The sequence below is a fragment of the Actinophytocola sp. KF-1 genome (assembly GCF_054661535.1).
Genome location: NZ_BAAFVK010000005.1, coordinates 315,002 through 331,442, shown reverse-complemented (window position 1 = coordinate 331,442; position 16,441 = coordinate 315,002). Strand labels below are relative to the sequence as shown.

General features: G+C 71.7%; 11 protein-coding genes. 8 read left to right on the top strand and 3 right to left on the bottom strand.

The window, feature by feature from the left end; all coding sequences use genetic code 11:
* Nucleotides 1-34: 34 nt before the first annotated feature.
* A complete protein-coding gene (locus tag ACYQ77_RS17535) occupies nucleotides 35-1,258 on the bottom strand; it encodes a MalY/PatB family protein (RefSeq protein WP_459712529.1) in 1,224 nt (407 codons plus the stop codon).
* A gap of 170 nt (nucleotides 1,259-1,428) precedes the next feature.
* On the opposite strand from ACYQ77_RS17535, the gene ACYQ77_RS17530 reads away from it, so the two are divergent.
* Genes ACYQ77_RS17530 through ACYQ77_RS17515 form a run of 4 tightly spaced genes read left to right on the top strand, consistent with a single transcriptional unit; the run spans nucleotide 1,429 to nucleotide 7,434 of the window.
* Nucleotides 1,429-5,805, top strand: a complete 4,377-nt coding sequence (locus ACYQ77_RS17530; RefSeq protein WP_459712528.1) for a non-ribosomal peptide synthetase — start codon at nucleotides 1,429-1,431, stop codon at nucleotides 5,803-5,805.
* Nucleotides 5,802-6,065 carry an acyl carrier protein gene (locus ACYQ77_RS17525; RefSeq protein WP_459712527.1) on the top strand — a complete coding sequence of 88 codons (264 nt, stop codon included), beginning with the start codon at nucleotides 5,802-5,804 and terminating at the stop codon, nucleotides 6,063-6,065. Before ACYQ77_RS17530 ends, ACYQ77_RS17525 begins: the two co-directional genes overlap by 4 nt.
* Entirely contained in the window at nucleotides 6,062-6,817 is a 756-nt protein-coding gene (locus ACYQ77_RS17520) for a thioesterase II family protein (RefSeq protein ID WP_459712525.1), read from the top strand. The genes ACYQ77_RS17525 and ACYQ77_RS17520 overlap by 4 nt, the downstream gene beginning before the upstream one ends.
* A 2-nt stretch (nucleotides 6,818-6,819) precedes the next feature.
* On the top strand, nucleotides 6,820-7,434 hold the full coding sequence (locus ACYQ77_RS17515; RefSeq protein WP_459712523.1) for a LysE family translocator: 615 nt from the start codon (nucleotides 6,820-6,822) through the stop codon (nucleotides 7,432-7,434).
* A gap of 576 nt (nucleotides 7,435-8,010) precedes the next feature.
* Here ACYQ77_RS17515 and ACYQ77_RS17510 read toward each other — a convergent pair.
* Entirely contained in the window at nucleotides 8,011-8,787 is a 777-nt protein-coding gene (locus tag ACYQ77_RS17510; RefSeq protein ID WP_459712521.1) for an SDR family NAD(P)-dependent oxidoreductase, read from the bottom strand.
* Nucleotides 8,788-8,979: 192 nt separating this feature from the next.
* Here ACYQ77_RS17510 and ACYQ77_RS17505 point away from each other — a divergent pair, with 192 nt between their 5' ends.
* From ACYQ77_RS17505 to ACYQ77_RS17490, 4 genes are all read left to right on the top strand, one after another.
* Nucleotides 8,980-10,542 carry a 4-hydroxyphenylacetate 3-hydroxylase N-terminal domain-containing protein gene (locus ACYQ77_RS17505; protein WP_459712519.1) on the top strand — a complete coding sequence of 521 codons (1,563 nt, stop codon included), beginning with the start codon at nucleotides 8,980-8,982 and terminating at the stop codon, nucleotides 10,540-10,542.
* Between the two features lie 54 nt (nucleotides 10,543-10,596).
* On the top strand, nucleotides 10,597-11,847 hold the full coding sequence (locus tag ACYQ77_RS17500; RefSeq protein WP_459712517.1) for an acyl-CoA dehydrogenase family protein: 1,251 nt from the start codon (nucleotides 10,597-10,599) through the stop codon (nucleotides 11,845-11,847).
* A 71-nt stretch (nucleotides 11,848-11,918) separates the two neighbouring features.
* The gene (locus ACYQ77_RS17495) at nucleotides 11,919-12,953 is read left to right on the top strand and encodes an NAD-dependent epimerase/dehydratase family protein (RefSeq protein ID WP_459712516.1); all 1,035 of its coding nucleotides are present in this window, start codon (nucleotides 11,919-11,921) and stop codon (nucleotides 12,951-12,953) included.
* Nucleotides 12,954-13,109: 156 nt separating this feature from the next.
* The gene (locus ACYQ77_RS17490; RefSeq protein WP_459712514.1) at nucleotides 13,110-13,259 is read left to right on the top strand and encodes a hypothetical protein; all 150 of its coding nucleotides are present in this window, start codon (nucleotides 13,110-13,112) and stop codon (nucleotides 13,257-13,259) included.
* Nucleotides 13,260-13,325: 66 nt separating this feature from the next.
* On the opposite strand, the gene ACYQ77_RS17485 is transcribed toward ACYQ77_RS17490, so the two are convergent.
* The gene (locus ACYQ77_RS17485; RefSeq protein WP_459712512.1) at nucleotides 13,326-16,409 is read right to left on the bottom strand and encodes an AfsR/SARP family transcriptional regulator; all 3,084 of its coding nucleotides are present in this window, start codon (nucleotides 16,407-16,409) and stop codon (nucleotides 13,326-13,328) included.
* Between the last annotated feature and the right edge of the window lie 32 nt (nucleotides 16,410-16,441).

The following is a 16,441-nucleotide window of genomic DNA, read 5'->3' as shown; positions in this document are numbered from 1 at the left end:
TGGCTTCCCTTCAATGGGCACACGGCGACCACCGTCAGCTCACCAGCCGTCGTGCGTTCTCGACCGAATCGACCATTCGGTCCAGGATCTTCCGCAGCACCGGCGTGGCGGTGGCGAAGTTGAGGCGCACGAACCCGTCCCCGCCGGGGTTGTAGTTGCTGCCGGGGCTCAGCTCGACCCGCCCGTGGTCGCGGAAGAACGCGGCCGGGTCCTGGACACCGCCGAGGGTGCGGCAGTCCAGCCAGGACAGGTAGGTCGCCTCCGGCAGGTGGGTGCGCACCTCGGGCAGGTGGGTGGCGACGACCTCGCCGACGAGCCGCCGGTTGGCGTCGAGGTAGTCCACTGTGGCCGCGAGCCAGCTGTCGGACTCGGTCCACGCGGTGAGGGTCGCGCGCATGCCGAGCACGTTGACACTCGGCCCCGGCGGCAGTTCCGCCAGCCGCCGCCGCATCGCCTCGACCCCGACGTGGCCGACGGCGCAGCGCAGCCCCGCGAGGCTGAACGCCTTGCTGGCCCCGTACATGGTGACCGTCCTCGCCTCGACCTCCTGGTCGAGCGAGGAGAACGGCACGTGGTGGTGGGACGGGTAGGTGAGGTCGGCGTGCAGTTCGTCGGAGATCACGACGAGGCCGTAGCGGTCCGCCGTTTCCGCGATCGCCAGCAGCTCGTCCCGGGTGAACACCCGCCCGGTGGGGTTGTGCGGGTTGACGAGCAGCAGCACCCGGCAACCCGACTCCGCGACGCGCCGCGCGCAGTCGTCGGCGTCGAACACCCAGCCCTGGTCCGTGTCGATCAGCGGCAGCGAGACCGGGCGTCTGCCCAGCCGCTCGATCAGCTGGGTGAACGGCCCGAACACCGGCGTGTGCACCGCGACGCCGTCGCCGGGCTCCGAGCAGAGCTCCAGGGTCACCCGCACCGCGTTGGTGACGTCGGTGAACTCGCGGACGTGCGCGGGTTCCGCCCACCAGCCGTAGCGTTCCCGCATGCGATGGGCGAAGGCGGTCCGGAGTGGACTGCCGTCCGGCCAGCTGGGATAGCCGAAGTCGCCGATGTCGAGGTAGCGGCGCAGTGCCGCCATGACCGGCTCCGCCACCGGGAAGTCCATGTCCGCGATGGACGCGGGCAGCACGCCCGGCCCGGGGGTGCTCCACTTCGCTCCCGGGCGGAAGCGCAGCACGCGCTCGTCGAGCTGGTCGAAGACCACGAACCTCGGCCGGTCCTGGTCGGTCATGACGTCGTGTTCCGCCTGTGCGGTCATAAGTCTTCTGCTTCTGCCACCGTGCACATGACCCCAGCACACCGGATCCGCGGGCGTTCGTCTTCTCCCGCCGTGCTGTCCAGGTGAGTGGCAACGTCGAAGATGCTCACCACCCGCCCACCCACAAAGCTGGCTTGCGTGTCACACGGCTCGAGCTGGAAGGCGGACCCATGACGCAGAGCGGCCCCGAGCGCGACGGAGGACCCGATGACCACAACACATTCCCCCTGACCGAGATCCAGTACGCCTACTGGGTTGGCCGCGGTCCGAACTTCGTGCTGGGCAACGTCGCGCCGCACGCGTACTTCGAGCTCGAAGGCAGGCGGTTGGACGAGCGCGTGCTCACCGCGGCGTGGCAGCGCGTCATCGCCCGGCACGCCATGCTCCGCGCCGTCGTCGACGGGGAGGGCAACCAGCACGTGCTGCCGGACGTGCCGCCGTTCGAGATCGAGGTCGTCGACCTCGCCACGGCGTCGCAGGAGGAGGCCGACGAGCGGCTGACCGCGATCCGGGACGAGATGTCGCACCGGGTGTACGACGCGTCCGAGTGGCCGCTGTTCGACATCCGCATCACCCGCCTCGAGCGGTGGGACCGGTTGCACATCAGCCTCGACCTGCTGATGGTGGACCTGGCCAGCGTGGCGGTGCTGTTCAGCGAGTGGCAGACGCTCTGCCAGAACCCGGCGCACGAGCTGCCGCCGATCGACGTGACCTTCCGGGACTACGTGCTCGCGCTGGAACGCAATGCCGGCGCCCCGCGCGCGCAACGCGCCCGCGAGTACTGGACGTCCCGCGCCCGGACCCTGCCGCCGCCACCGGACCTGCCGCTGGACCGCTCGCCGGTCGCCGTGCACCGGCCGCGGTTCACCCACCGGGAGTTCCACCTGGACGCGGAGGACTGGAAGCGGCTGCGCGACCGCGCGGAGGAACGCGGGCTGACCCCGACCGCCGTGCTCGCGACCGCCTTCTCCGAGGTGCTCGCCGCGTGGAGCGGCTCGCTGCGGTTCACGCTGAACCTGACGCTGTTCAACCGGCTCCCGCTGCTGCTGAACCCCGACGGCGACGGCCACCGGGGACTGCACCCGCACCTGCGCCGGGTCGTCGGCGACTTCACCTCGATCTGCCTGCTCGAGGTCGACACCGCCGAGGGCACGTTCGACGAGCGGGTCCGGCGCACCCAGGGCCAGCTCGGCCAGGACCTCCGGCACCGCCACGTCAGCGCGCTGCACGCGCTGCGGGAACGGCGCAGGCTCGGGCTCGACAGCACGTTCGGCACCATGCCGGTGGTGTTCACCAGCGGGCTGGGCACCGTCGCCGACGTCACCGGGCCGCGCGACTACTTCGGCGACATCACCTACCGGATCAGCCAGACCCCCCAGGTCTGGCTCGACCACCAGGTGCTGGACATCACCGGCTCGCTCGACCTGACCTGGGACGTCGTCGAGGAGCTGTTCCCGGAGAACCTGCTCGACGACATGTTCGCGACCTACACCGGGCTGGTCGAGCGGCTGGCGGCCGAGGACGCGGACTGGGACGCCGACCAGCGCGTCCTGCCGCCGCGCTACCAGCTCACCGGGCGCGACGAGGTCAACCGGACCGCCGGCCCGCTGCCGGACGGTCTGTTACACGAGCCGTTCCTCTTATGCGCCGGGCAACACCCCGACCGTCCCGCCGTCGTCACGACGGCCGAGACACTCACCTACGGACAGCTGCTCGGCCGTGCCAACGCGGTGGCCGACGCGATCCTGAAGGACGGCGACGACCTCCCGCGGCGCGACCGGCTGGTGGGCATCACGCTGGACAAGAGCGCGGACCAGGTCGCCGCCGCGTACGGCGTCCTGCTCGCGGGCGGCGCCTACCTGCCCGCCGGGGCCGGACTGCCCGCCCACCGCAGGCAGGCGATCCTCGCGGACGGCGAGGCGACGACGGTGATCACCACCGCCCGGCTGGCCGAGGAGTACGACTGGGCCGACGGCACCACCATCGTGCCGGTGGACCGCCTCGACGAGCGGGCCGCGCCGCCCTCCGCGAGCACCGCCGAGCCGTCCGACCTCGCCTACGTGCTGTTCACGTCCGGCTCGACCGGCAGGCCCAAGGGCGTGATGATCGAGCACCGGTCGGCGCTGAACACGGTGGACGACATCAGCACGCGGTTCGGGGTGACCGAGGGCGACCGGGTCTTCGGCCTCGCCGAGCTGAGCTTCGACCTGTCGGTGTACGACCTGTTCGGGGCGCTCGGGGTCGGCGCCACGCTCGTGCTGCCCGACCCGGACCAGGCCGGCGAGCCCGCGCACTGGGCGGAGATGATGCGCCGTCACGGCGTGACCGTGTGGAACTCGGTGCCCGCGCAGATGCAGATGCTGGCCGACCACCTGGAGACGGTCGGTGACGTCCCCGACGGGCTGCGGCTGGTCCTGCTCAGCGGCGACTGGGTGCCGGTCGACCTGCCCGGCCGGATCCACGCGCTGTGGCCGGACGCCGTCGTGATCAGCATGGGCGGCGCCACCGAGGCGGCGATCTGGTCCAACTACCACCGGGTCGACGAGGTGCCGGAGGGCACGGCGAGCATCCCCTACGGCGTGCCGCTGCGCAACCAGCGGTTCCACGTGCTCGACGCGAGCATGAAGCCGTGCCCGGACTGGGTGCCGGGGGAGCTGTACATCGAGGGCGCCGGGCTGGCCCGCGGCTACTGGCGGGATCCGGTGAAGACCGCGGCGAGCTTCGTCCGGCACCCGGTGAGCGGCGTGCGGCTGTACCGCACCGGTGACTTCGGGCGCTACCTGCCCGGGAGCGTCATCCAGTTCCTCGGCCGCCGCGACGGGCAGGTCAAGATCCGCGGGCACCGGGTCGAGCTCGGGGAGATCGAGTTCGCGCTGGCGCAGCACCCCGGTGTGGACCGCGCGGTCGCCGTCAAGTCCGACGACGACGGTGGGACCAGGCTGCTCGGCTTCGTCGTGCCCGCGCGTGCGTCCGAAGAGGACACGGGGGACGCGGATTCCCTGTACAGCACGGACGTCGCGGACCCCGAGGAGTCCGCCCGCCGGTGGCGCGCGCTCGCCGACGGGCCGCTCCCGGCGTTCGGCCCGTCCGCCGCCACGCTCGAAGCGGCCTGGCGCCAGCTGGACGACGTGTACGCCGCCGCCGCGACCTCGGCGCTGCGCCGGTTCGGCGTGCCCGGCGTGCCGACGGCGTCGGACGTCCCGGTCATCCTGCGGACCGCGGGCGTCGCGGGCCGGTACGAACGGTGGCTGCACCGGATGGTCGAGGCGCTGCGCCGCCGCGGCACCGAGGGCCGGACCGTGCCGGAACTGGCCGCGGACACGCACCGGATCCTGCACGACACCCTCGACGTGCCCGCCGACCTCACCGACTGGCTGATGACGATCGCGGCGAACCTCACGGGCATCCTCACGCAGGACATGCACTCGGCGGAGCTGTACGCCAACGACCGCACCCCGGCGGTGTACGACCACCTGTTCGGGTCGGTGCACCAGGCCGCGGCCGAGGCGGTGCGGCGGGTCGTGGCGTCGTGGCCGGAGGACCAACCACTGCGCGTCCTGGAGGTCGGCGCCGGCTACGGCATGCTCACCAAGCACGTCCTGCCGGTGCTGCCGGACCGGACCGAGTACACCTTCACCGACATCTCGACCTACTTCACCGAGCGGGCCCGCGAGCAGTTCGCCGACTACCCGTTCGTCAGCTACAGCATCCTCGACGTCGACCGGTCCGCCGACCTCCAGGGCTTCGACGGCAGGGCGTTCGACCTCGTCGTCGCGGGCAGCATGCTGCACGACGCGAAGCAGATCCGGCGCGCCGTGCGCAACCTGCGCTCGGTGCTCGCGCCGGGCGGGCTGCTGCTGTTGGTCGAGCAGACGGCGTTCCACGACTGGTTCGACCTCACCATGGGGCTGCAGCAGGGGTTCGACGGCTACGAGGACCTCGACCTGCGTACCGCGCACCCGCTGCTGGACTCCGCCGCCTGGCGCGCCGAGCTCGAGCGGGCGGGCTTCACGGGCACTGCCGTGCTGACCCCGCCGGACAGCGGGATGGCCGCGATCGGGTTCGACGTGATCGTCGCGCACGCGCCGGACGAGAGCCGCCGCTTCGACGGCGAGCGGTTGCGCGCGTTCCTCGGCGACCGGCTGCCGAAGCACATGGTGCCGAGCAGCGTCCACGCCATCGAGGAGCTCCCGCTCACCGCCACCGGGAAGGTCGACCGCGCCACCCTCGCCAAGGCGCGCGGCCGGGCCGACAACCGGGGCAGGCCGGCGAAACCACCGCGCACGGACCGGCAGCGCAAGCTCGTCGACATCTGGTGCTCGGTGCTCGGTCTGGCCCACGCCGACCTCGCCGACGACTTCCTCGAGGCCGGTGGTGACTCGCTGCTCGCGGCCAGGCTGGTCGCCAACATCTCCTCGGCGTTCGGGATCACCGTCGCGGTCGCGACCGTGCTCGAGCACCCGACCGTCGAACTGCTCGACAGCCACCTGGAGCGGGTCCTCGGCCCGTCGGAGCTGCTCCCCGACACGGAGGAGATGACGAGGTGAGCACCGAAGACACCCCGGAACTGCGGGACTGGCTCGTCGACTTCGTCGCGGACGTGCTCGACATCGACCGGACGGAGGTCGATCCGGACACCCCGTGGGAGGGGCTCGGCATCGACTCGGCGAACACGCTGGTGCTGGCCGCGGATCTCTCGGCCCTGCTCGGCCGCGAGGTCCGGCCGGTCGAGATCCTGTCCAACCCCACGATCGACGCCGTGGTGGCCCACCTCGGCGCGGTCGAGCCGGTCGGGGGCCCGCGGTGACGCGGGCGGCGGGCCGGTGGTTCGTCCACGGCCCGGCGCGACCCGGGCGGCCGCGCCTGCTCTGCTTCCCGCACGGCGGCGGGTCCGCCGCCGAGTACGTGCGGTGGGCGCGGCACCTCCCGGCGGTCGAGCTCCACGCCCTGCAGCTGCCGGGGCGCGGCACCCGCCTGTCCGAGACCCCGCTGACCGGCATGGACGAGCTGGTCGAGGCGATCGTCGACGCGGTGCCGGCAGGTGGGCCGTACTCGGTGTTCGGCCACAGCCTCGGCGCGCTCGTCGCGTACGAGGTGACCAGGGCGCTGACGCGGGCAGGCAGGCGCCTGCCGGACCAGCTCGTCGTCTCCGGTTTCCCGGCGCCGTCGACGCGGCGCACCGAGCCGCCGCTGCACGAGCTGCCCGACGACGAGCTGGTCGCCGAGGTCGGCAGGCGGCACGGCGGCCTCCCGCCGGAGGTCGCGGGCGACCCGGAGCTGAAGGCGATCGCCGCCCGGTGCCTGCGCGCGGACTACCGGGTCCTGGAGACCTACGAATGGCGCCCGGGCGAGCCGGTGGACGTGCCGCTGACGGTGTTCGGCGGCCAGGACGACGCGATCGCGCCGGACGCCATGCTCGCCTGGCAGCGCCACGCCGAGAAGGAGATCACGGTGCGCATGTTCCCGGGTGACCACTTCTACTTCCGGGAACACCAGGCGCTGGTGCTGCGCGCACTCTCCGGCGCGCTCACGATGAAGCGCACGGACACGGCGGCCTGACCATGTTGATGTTCATCGCCGCCGCCGCCGTGATCATCATCATGCCGGGCCCGGACCAGGCGCTGATGACCCGGCAGGCGCTCGTCCGCGGCAAGATGTCCGGCTTCGCGTCCACCATCGGCGGCGCGCTGGGCCTCACCATCCACGCCTCCGCGGCCGCGCTGGGACTGTCCGCGCTGCTGGTGGCGTCGCCGGTGGCGTTCAACGTGCTGAAGGTGGTGGGCGCCGTCTACCTGGTGTGGATGGGGGTCCAGACCATCCGCATGGCCCGGCGCGCGGCGGCGGACCTGCCCACCGGGGAGCCGAGCGAGCGCAGACCGCTGCGGTGCATCCGCAAGGGGTTCCTGACCAACGCCCTCAACCCGAAGCTCGCCGTGTTCTTCGTGACGTTCCTGCCGCAGTTCCTCCCGTCGTCGGGCCCGGTGCTGGGCGAGGCGCTGACGTACTGCGGTGTCTTCGCGGTGCTGTACGTCATCTGGTTCAGCACGTACGTCTTCACCATCGAGAAGCTCGGTTCGGTGCTGCGCCGTCCGCGCGTTCGCGCGGGGATCGAGTACGTCACCGGCATGCTGCTGCTCGGGTTCGGCGCTGGGCTCGCGCTTCAGGGCGTGCCGTGACGTAGATCGGGTCCTGCTCCACGTTCTGTGTGGGGCGGGACCCGTTCTACTTTGGATTGCCTTCTCTGGTTCGCCTCGGGGTGGGCAAGGCCCGCGTGCGGTTGTGCCGCGGCGCGTTCGCGGCATGGCGCGTGCTGTGAACGCGCCTTTCGCGGCGGTTCTGGCCCGCTTCGCGGGGTCGGGCGCTGCGTGCCGCATGCTCGGGTCGGCTCCTGTCAGGAGTAACCCGACTTTGACGGGAGCCTTCACGTTCGGTGTGGGGCAGGGCCCGTTCTACGCTGGATGAGGTCTTTCCCGTGCTGGTGGTTGGCCTTGTTGTGGGTTTTTCCCTCCGGGGGTCCTCGCCGGACGGGCTGGTCTCCGGGATGGCGGGGGTCCGGCACGGGGCTGGGATGGCAGGCAGGCAGGTCCTTGGTGAGCTGCGCTCGGCTTGGCTCGCCAAGCCCGCGTAACGGGAAGCCGGGCGCTTCGCGCCCGGCTTCCCGTGTGGCGGTTGTGCCGCTTGGGGGCGGCTCCTGCCAGGAGTGACCGACCTTGGCGGAGCCTCCGCATCCGCGGTGAGGCCGTTCACGGGCGTCACTCGGTGGGGCGCACCGAGCCCATCGGGGCCGCGCTCACCAGGCCGCCGTCGACGCCGAGGTCCTGGCCCGTGATGTAGGCCGCGCTCGGTGACAGGAGGAAGGCCACCACGCCCGCGACGTCGTCCGGCTGGCCGATCCGGCCGAGCGGGATCTGGGAGCGGATCATCTCGCGTGCCTCGTCGTTCGGGACGACGCCGTCGAGCAGGTCCGTCCGGATGAACCCGGGGCTGATCGCGTTGACCCGGATGCCCAGGTCGGCGAAGTCGGCGGCGAGCGAACGGGAGAGGCTCGTGACGGCCGCCTTCGTCGCCGCGTACAGCGACGACAGTGCGTTGCCGCGGTGTGCGAGGCAGGTGCCGTTGATGACCACGGCGCCGCCCGCGTCGAACAGTTGCACGGCCTTCTGGATCGTGAAGAACGCGCCCTTCCAGTTGATGCCGATGACCCGGTCGAAGTCGGCCTCCTGGACCAGTGCGCTGGGGGAGGAGAACGCCACCCCTGCGTTGACGAAAACCCCGTCCAGCCGGCCGTAGACCTCCCGGATCCTGGTCACGAGCTCGTCCAGCTCGTCCAGCCGCGACACGTCGGTGCTCACCGCGAGCACGCGTTCGCCGTCGGGGTCCAGTTCCTTGGCCGCGATGTCGAGCTTCTCGATCCGGCGCCCGGCGAGCACCACGTTCGCGCCCGCGTCGACCAGCAGCCGCGCGGTGGCAAAACCGATGCCGCTCCCACCGCCGGTAATGAGTACGGTCTTGCCGTCGAATTCAGTCATGGAGCCAGGTTCACGGCCGCGACGTGGCAGGGGCATCTCCCGTGTTGCGAAGTCCGCGCACGCGCGGCGGGCGCGGATTTCCGCACCCTGGAAGAACTTCCGGCGCCGCAACCGCATCCGGGAAGAACGACCGCCGGTGGTTCCGCTGGCACGATTGGCCGCACGGGCGAGATCTCACCGAGAGGAAGTCCGATGGCTGAACCGGAGCACGGTGGTACCGGGACGCGTCCGTTCACCGGCGCCGAATACCTGGAGAGCCTGCGCGACGATCGCGAGATATTCCTGTACGGGGAACGCGTCAAGGACGTCACCGCGCACCCGGCTTTCCACAACCCCGCCAGGATGGTGGCGCGGCTCTACGACGCGTTGCACGACCCGGAGACCAAGGACGTGCTGACGTGCCCGACCGACACGGGGAGCGGCGGGTACACCCACCGGTTCTTCACCACACCGCGCAGCGCGGAGGACCTCGTCGCCGACCAGCGCGCCATCGCGGCGTGGTCGCGGATGAGCTACGGCTGGATGGGCCGCACGCCCGACTACAAGGCCGCGTTCCTCGGCACACTCGGTGCTAACGCGGACTTCTACGCGCCGTACCAGGACAACGCGCGGCGCTGGTACCGCGAGTCGCAGGAGAAGGTCCTCTACTGGAACCACGCGATCGTGCACCCGCCGGTGGACCGCAACCGCCCGCCGGACGAGGTCGCCGACGTCTTCGTGCACGTGGAGAAGGAGACCGACAGCGGGCTCGTGGTCAGCGGCGCCAAGGTCGTCGCCACCGGTTCCGCGCTCACCCACTACAACTTCATCGCGCACTACGGCGTGCCGATCAAGGACCGCAAGTTCGCGCTCGTGGCGACGGTGCCGATGGGCGCCGCCGGGATGAAGCTGATCTGCCGGCCCTCCTACACGGCCACCGCCGCGGTGATGGGCAGCCCGTTCGACTACCCGCTCTCGTCCCGTCTGGACGAGAACGACACGATCCTGGTGCTGGACAAGGTCCTCATCCCGTGGGAGAACGTGTTCATCTACGGGCACCTCGGCAAGGTCCAGCTGTTCACCGGCCGGTCGGGCTTCCCGGAGCGGTTCACCTTCCACGGCTGCACCCGCCTCGCCGTCAAGCTCGAGTTCATCGCCGGGCTGCTGGCGAAGGCGGTGGAGGTCACCGGCGTCAAGGACTTCCGCGGCGTGCAGTCGCGGCTGGGTGAGGTGCTGGCCTGGCGCAACCTGTTCTGGGCGCTGTCCGACGCGGCGGCACGCAACCCCGTGCCGTGGATCGACGGGGCCGTGCTGCCCAACCCCGCGTACGGGCTGGCCTACCGGTGGTTCATGCAGATCGGCTACCCGCGGGTCAAGGAGATCATCCAGCAGGACATCGCGAGTGGACTGATCTACCTCAACTCCAGCGCGGAGGACTTCAAGAACCCGGAGATCCGGCCGTACCTCGACAAGTACGTGCGCGGCTCGGGCGGCGTGGAGGCGGTCGACCGGGTGAAGCTGATGAAGCTGTTGTGGGACGCGGTCGGCACCGAGTTCGGCGGGCGGCACGAGCTGTACGAGCGCAACTACGCCGGCAGCCACGAGGCCACCCGCGTCGAGCTGCTCAACGCGCAGCTCGCCAGCGGCGAGGTGGACGGGTACAAGGCGTTCGTCGACCAGTGCCTCGCCGAGTACGACCTGGACGGCTGGACCGTGCCGGACCTGTCCTCGTTCCCGGAGATGCGCGTGATCCGCGACGGCCTGATCAACGGCTGACGCGGGCACCACGGACAGCCGGACGTTGCTCACGAGGGAAGGGATCGCCCAGCGATGACAGTGATCGCCATCAACCCGGCCAACGGTTTTCCGTTGCCACCCGAACCGGACCTCACGCCGGCGGACGTGCTCGCGCGCGCCGAGGCGATCGCCGCGACCCTGGTCGAGCGGCAGGCGGAGGTCGAGGAACGCACCTACTACGCCGAGGACGTCCACGAGGCCTTCTCGAAGGCCGGGTTCTACCGGATCCTCGTGCCGAGGCGCTACGGCGGCTACGAGTTCGGTGTGGACACCTTCATGCGGGTCGTGCGGACACTGGCCCGCGCCTGCCCGTCCACGGGGTGGATGTACTGCCTCGGCGCGGTGCACGCCGTGTTCGCCGGGACCGTGTTCCCCGAGCGGGCGCAGGAGGAGATCTTCGCCTCCGGCGAGTTCATCGCGCCCGCGACCGTGATGCCCGCGGGCACCGCGGAACGCCACCCGGACGGCGGCTGGGTCGTCGACGGCACCTGGGGCTACTGCTCGGGGGCGCCGTACGCCACCCACTTCATCGGCCACGCGCTGTACACCCGCGAGGAAGGCCAGGAACCCGAGCCGATCCTGTTCATCGCCCCGCGCGCGCAGTGGCGGCGGCTGGACGACTGGGGGCAGCAGCTCGGGCTCAAGGGCAGCGGTTCGCACAGCATCCGGGTCGAGAAGGCACACCTCCCGGACCACCACGTGCTGCCGACCCACATGAGCTTCTACGAGGTCAGCGAGGAAACCCCCGGCAGGCTCCTGCACATCAACCCGCAGTACGGCGGCGGGCCGCTCAGCTTCATGATCCTCGAGTCGGCGTGCCTCGCGGTCGGCATCGCCTACGGCGCGCTGGACGAGTACGAGGACCTGATGCGCTCGCGCACCACGATGTTCCCGCCCATCCAGTCGCGTGCGGAGAACACCGACTACCAGCGCTGGTACGGCGAGGCGAGCGGCAAGCTCGCGACCGCGGAGGCCGCGTTCGACGGCATCGTCGCGCAGTGGCAGGACCTGTGCGCGCAGGGGCCGGCGGCGTTCACCAAGGAGCGGGAGTACCGGCTGGCCGCGATGTGCCGCGAGGTGGTCCGCCTGGCGTGGACCGCGGTCGAGCAGTACATCTACCCCACGGCCGGTTCCAGCTCGGTCGGCCGCGGTCAGCGGCTCGAACGGGTGTGGCGGGACCTGTCGATGATGCAGAGCCACGCGGGGATCGCCGTCGCGCTGACCACGATGGTGAACCGCGAGCTGACGCTGGCGCGATTCGGCATCGCCAGCGACCAGCACTGAGTCCACAAGAGAAACCTGGGCCGTTGTCCGTGGGAACGGGCAACGGCCCTCGTCGTGTACGGGAGGTTCCGATGTTGGTGAGCGTCACCGGCGGTACCGGCTTCGTCGGCGCCCATTCGGTCGCCGCCATCCTGCGGGCAGGCCACCGGGTCCGGCTGCTGGTCCGCGACGAGTCCGCTGTGGAGCGGGCGCTGGCGCCGCTCGGCGCCGGGCTCGGCGCCGTCGACGTGGTCGAGGGGGACGTGCTCGACCGCGCGCGCGTCGCTGCGCTGGTGCGCGGCGCGGACGCGGTGCTGCACGCCGCCTCGGTCTACTCGTTCGACAGCAGGCGGCACGCGGAGATGGCCAGGACCAACGTGGCGGGCACCGAACTGGTGCTGGCCACGGCGCGCGCGGCGGGCGCGGCGCGGATCGGGTACGTGTCGAGCTTCGGCGCGCTGCTGCCCGCGCGCGGCCGCGTCCTCGGCCCCGACTCGCCGGTCGGCAGGCCGCGGGAGGCCTACCTGGCGGGCAAGGCCGAGGCCGAGTCGGTGGCCAGGGCGCACCAGGCGGCCGGCGTGCCGGTGACGATCACCTACCCGCCGGGCCTGCTCGGCCCGCACGACCCGAAGGCAGGGGACCAGGTCACCCGGCTGCGCAACACCCTGCGCGGCCGGATGCCGGTCTGGCCGCTCGGCGGGCTGCCGATCGGCGACGTGCGGGACACCGCGGCACTGCACGCCTCGCTGTTCGCGGCGGGCGCACCGGCGGCGAACCGCGTCTTCGGCCCCGGCCACTACCTGACCACCAGGCAGTACGTGCGGACGCTGCGCGCGGTCACCGGCAGGGCGCTGCCCGCGGTCTACCTGCCCGCCCGCGCCATGCTGCCGGTCGGCGCGCTCGTCGGCGCGGTGCAGCGGGTGTGGCCGTGGCACCTCCCGGCCGAGTACGGCGCGATCTACACGTGTGCCTGCGCGGCACGGGTGGGGGAGGACGCGGGCACCGGCGGGATCGCGGCCCGGCCGGTCGAGGAGACCTTCGCCGACACGGTCCGCTGGCTCCACCGCGACGGCCTGCTGTCGGCGCGGGCGGCGGGAGCGGCCCGCACCCAGCCCGCGATGGCGTGATATCGGCGCTACTGCCGTCTTATCCGATCACTATCGGCCGGCGAGAGGAATCCTTAAAACAACCGAACATCAACAGAAGGCAAGCCGCTGTTGACTCGTTCTCGAGCGGGGTTCCCGCCGAAAACGAAATCAAACAAAGTCTTTGGAGGCATTGCCATGTCTGCCATTCGCAGGATCTCGCTGTCCGCCGCCGCCCTGTTCCTCGGCCTGTCCGCGCTGTTCATGGTCACCGGCACCGCCACCGCGGCGACGACCGGGTCGACCGCCATGGAGTGCGGCGAGGACTGGAACTCCCCCTGCCCGTGAGCGTGCTGTGACCTCGCGGGGTGGCAGGCGGCTGTTCGGGGAAGTCGTCCTGCCGCCGCTCGCGGGTCAGCGCGTCATCGCGTTGCCCCGGTGGTGTTCCAGCTCCTGGCGCAACCGGATCGCCTCGGTCGACTCCACCGTGCCGAGCAGCTCGATGGCCTCGGCGAGATCGCGGTCGGCGATGTCGTCCTCGCCCCGGCCCTGATGGATGTCCGCCCGGAGAACCAGCGCCTTGGCCTGCCAGATCGTGGCCCCGAGGTCGGCGAACAGCTTGAGCGCCGCCTCGACGTGGTCCACACCCGCGACCTCCTGCCCGCGGGCCAGCGCTATCTCGCCGAGCGCGTGGTGGGCGCAGCCCGCGACCATGCGCTGGCCGACCTGGTGGGCGAGGGACAGAGCGTGCTGGAGGGTGGTCTCCGCGTTGTCCAGCCGCCCGGAGCGTTGGCGGACCACCCCCAGCCGGTACAACGCGTGGGCCTCACCGATGCGGTCCCCGATGTCCCGCACGATCAGCAGCACCCGGTTCAGCGTCTGGTGCGCCTGCTCCACCTGGTTGACGAACAGGAGCAGCTCCGCGTACCGGTTCAGGATCTGCGCCTCGCACCGCAGGTAGTTCACGCGGCGGGCGCACTCGAGCGCCGTCTCCAGCAACCCCTGCGCGCGCTCGGCGTTCCCCTCGTCGATGCACACCTTGGCCATGTGCTGCAGGATGTGGGCCTGGGCGACGAGGTCGCCGACCGCACGCGTCTTCGCCAGCGCCACCTCGTACTTCGCCATCGTCGCCGCGGTCCCGTGGCGCATCCGGTCGAGCGTCGCCGAGTCCCGCAGGGCGAGCGCGTAGCCGTGCTCGTCGCCGAGGCTCTCGAAGATCTCCAGCGCCGCCGTGCAGCAGCGTTCCGCCTCCTCGAGCCGGGTCTGCTGGGCGTGCATCGAGCCGAGCGAGTAGAGCATCGCGGCGCGCCCGCGCTGGTTGCCCGCGGCCTCCGCCGCGGCGAGCGCGCGTTCCCCGGTCTCGCGCCAGTCGTCGAAGTGCCCCTTCACCTGGAACAGCGTCACCGAGGTGAGCACCAGGTCCCAGCAGGCCTCGGACATCCCGTGGTCGGCGGCCAGGTGGACGGCCGACACGAGTGACCGGCGCTCGGCCTCCAGCCACGCCATCTGGTCGCCCATCTCGTCGGCCTCCTCCAGCTCGAGGCCGCCGGGCCAGCGGGGTGCGGTGCCGTGGAGGATCGCGTAGTCCCCGCCGTACTCCTTGCGGTGGGCGTGGTCGGCGCGGGCGAGCCACGCGCCCAGCAGCCGCTCGACCGTCCTGGTGCGCTCCTCCTCGGACTCCGTGGCCGCCAGCTGCTCGGCCGCGTAGGCCCGGATCAGGTCGTGGAAGCGGTACCGCAGCCGCTCGCCCGGGTACTGCACCGTGTCCAGCAGCTGCGCGTCGACCAGCGTCTCCACGACCTCGAAGGCGTCGTAGGGGTCCGCGTCGAGCAGCGCGGCCGCGGTCCACCACGGGAAGTCCGGCGTGGTGATCAGCGCGAACCGGCGGAACAGGCGCTGCCCGTCCTCCGACAGCGCACGGTAGCTCTGGCTGATGTTGGAACGCAGCACCAGGCCGCGGAAGGACAGCTCGTCCAGCACGTGCACCGAGTCGCGCAGCCGGGACACCAGCATGTCGACGCGCCAGTGCGCGCGGGACGCCAGCCGGGCCCCCGCGATCCGGATCGCCAGCGGGAGGCCGCCGCACAGGCTGACCAGCTCGCGTGCCGCCTCCGGCTCGGCGAGCACCCGGTCCCGGCCGATGATCGTGCCGAGCATCTCCAGCGCGTGCTCGACGTCGAACACCTCGATGTCGACCTGGAGCGCGCCGGGCAGACCGGACAGCCGCGCCCTGCTGGTCACGATCACCGCGCACCCCGGCCCGGCCGGCAGCAGGGGGATGACCTGCTGCTCGTCCGTGGCGCCGTCGAGCACCACCAGCACCTTCTTGTTGGCGACGCGGCTGCGGTAGAGCTCGCCGCGTTCCTCGTCGTCGTCGGGGATGGCGTTGCCGTCGATGCCCAGCGCGCGCAGGAACCGCGCGAGCACGCCGCGCACCCGGTCCTCGCCGGTCGCGGACTCGAGGTCGCCGTAGAGGTGGCCGTCGGGGTAGGCGTCGCGCAGCTCGTGGGCGGCACGCACGGCCAGGGTGGACTTGCCGACGCCGCCCTTGCCGGAGATCGAGACGATGCGGGTGCCGTAGTTGACCGCCTGCTCGTCGTCGTTGTCGGCGAGCGCGCGCTTGATCTCCGCCAGCTGCGCGGCGCGGCCGGTGAAGTCGGCGATGGTCGCGGGCAGCCTGCGCGGCACCACCGACTGGGGCGCGACCGTGACCGGGGCGCTCCTGGGGTCGACCCCGGCGACGGCGACGTCGAGCTTGGGGTCGCGGTTGAGGATCGCGGTCTCGAGCCTGCGCGCGCTCTCGCCGAGCTCGATGCCGAGCTCCTCCATCAACGTGGCCCGCGCCCGCCTGCACACCTCCAGCGCCTCGGCCTGCCGGCCCGCGCGGTACAGCGCGAGCATCAGGTACTCGTAGAGCCGCTCCCGCAGCGGGTGCTCCTTCACCAGCCCGAACAGCTCGCCGATGATCTCCTCGTGCCGCCCGAGCATGAGGTCGAGGCGGATCCGTTCCATGACCGCGGCGACCTTGGCGTCCTCCAGCTGGGCCGCGTTGCGGCGCAGGAGCTCGGAGTTCATGCCGGCGAGCGCCGGCCCGCGCCACAACGACAGCGCGCTGCGCAGCGTGGCGACCGCCTCCGAGACGCGGTTGGCGTCCACGTGCGCCCGCGCGGCGGCCACGAGGCTGGTGAACCGGGCGACGTCCAGGTCGTCCTCGGCGATGTCGAGCAGGTAGCCGGGCGGCCGGGTGCGGATCTGGGCCGCGTTGTCCGCGCCGGCGAGCACCCTGCGCAGGCCGGACACGCAGATCTGGATCTGCGCGCGGGCCGTGTTCGGCGGCGCGGAGTCCCACACGGCGTCGATGAGCGCGTCGACCGGGACCACCCGGTTGGCGTTGAGGGCCAGCAGCGCGAGGACCACCCGTTGCCGGGCTCCACCGAGATCGTGCTCGACGTCGGCAACGGACAGCGTCAGGGGCCCCAGTAATCGAAGCGCCAGCACGTCTCGCTCCCCAGCCTTGGCCACCGGTCACT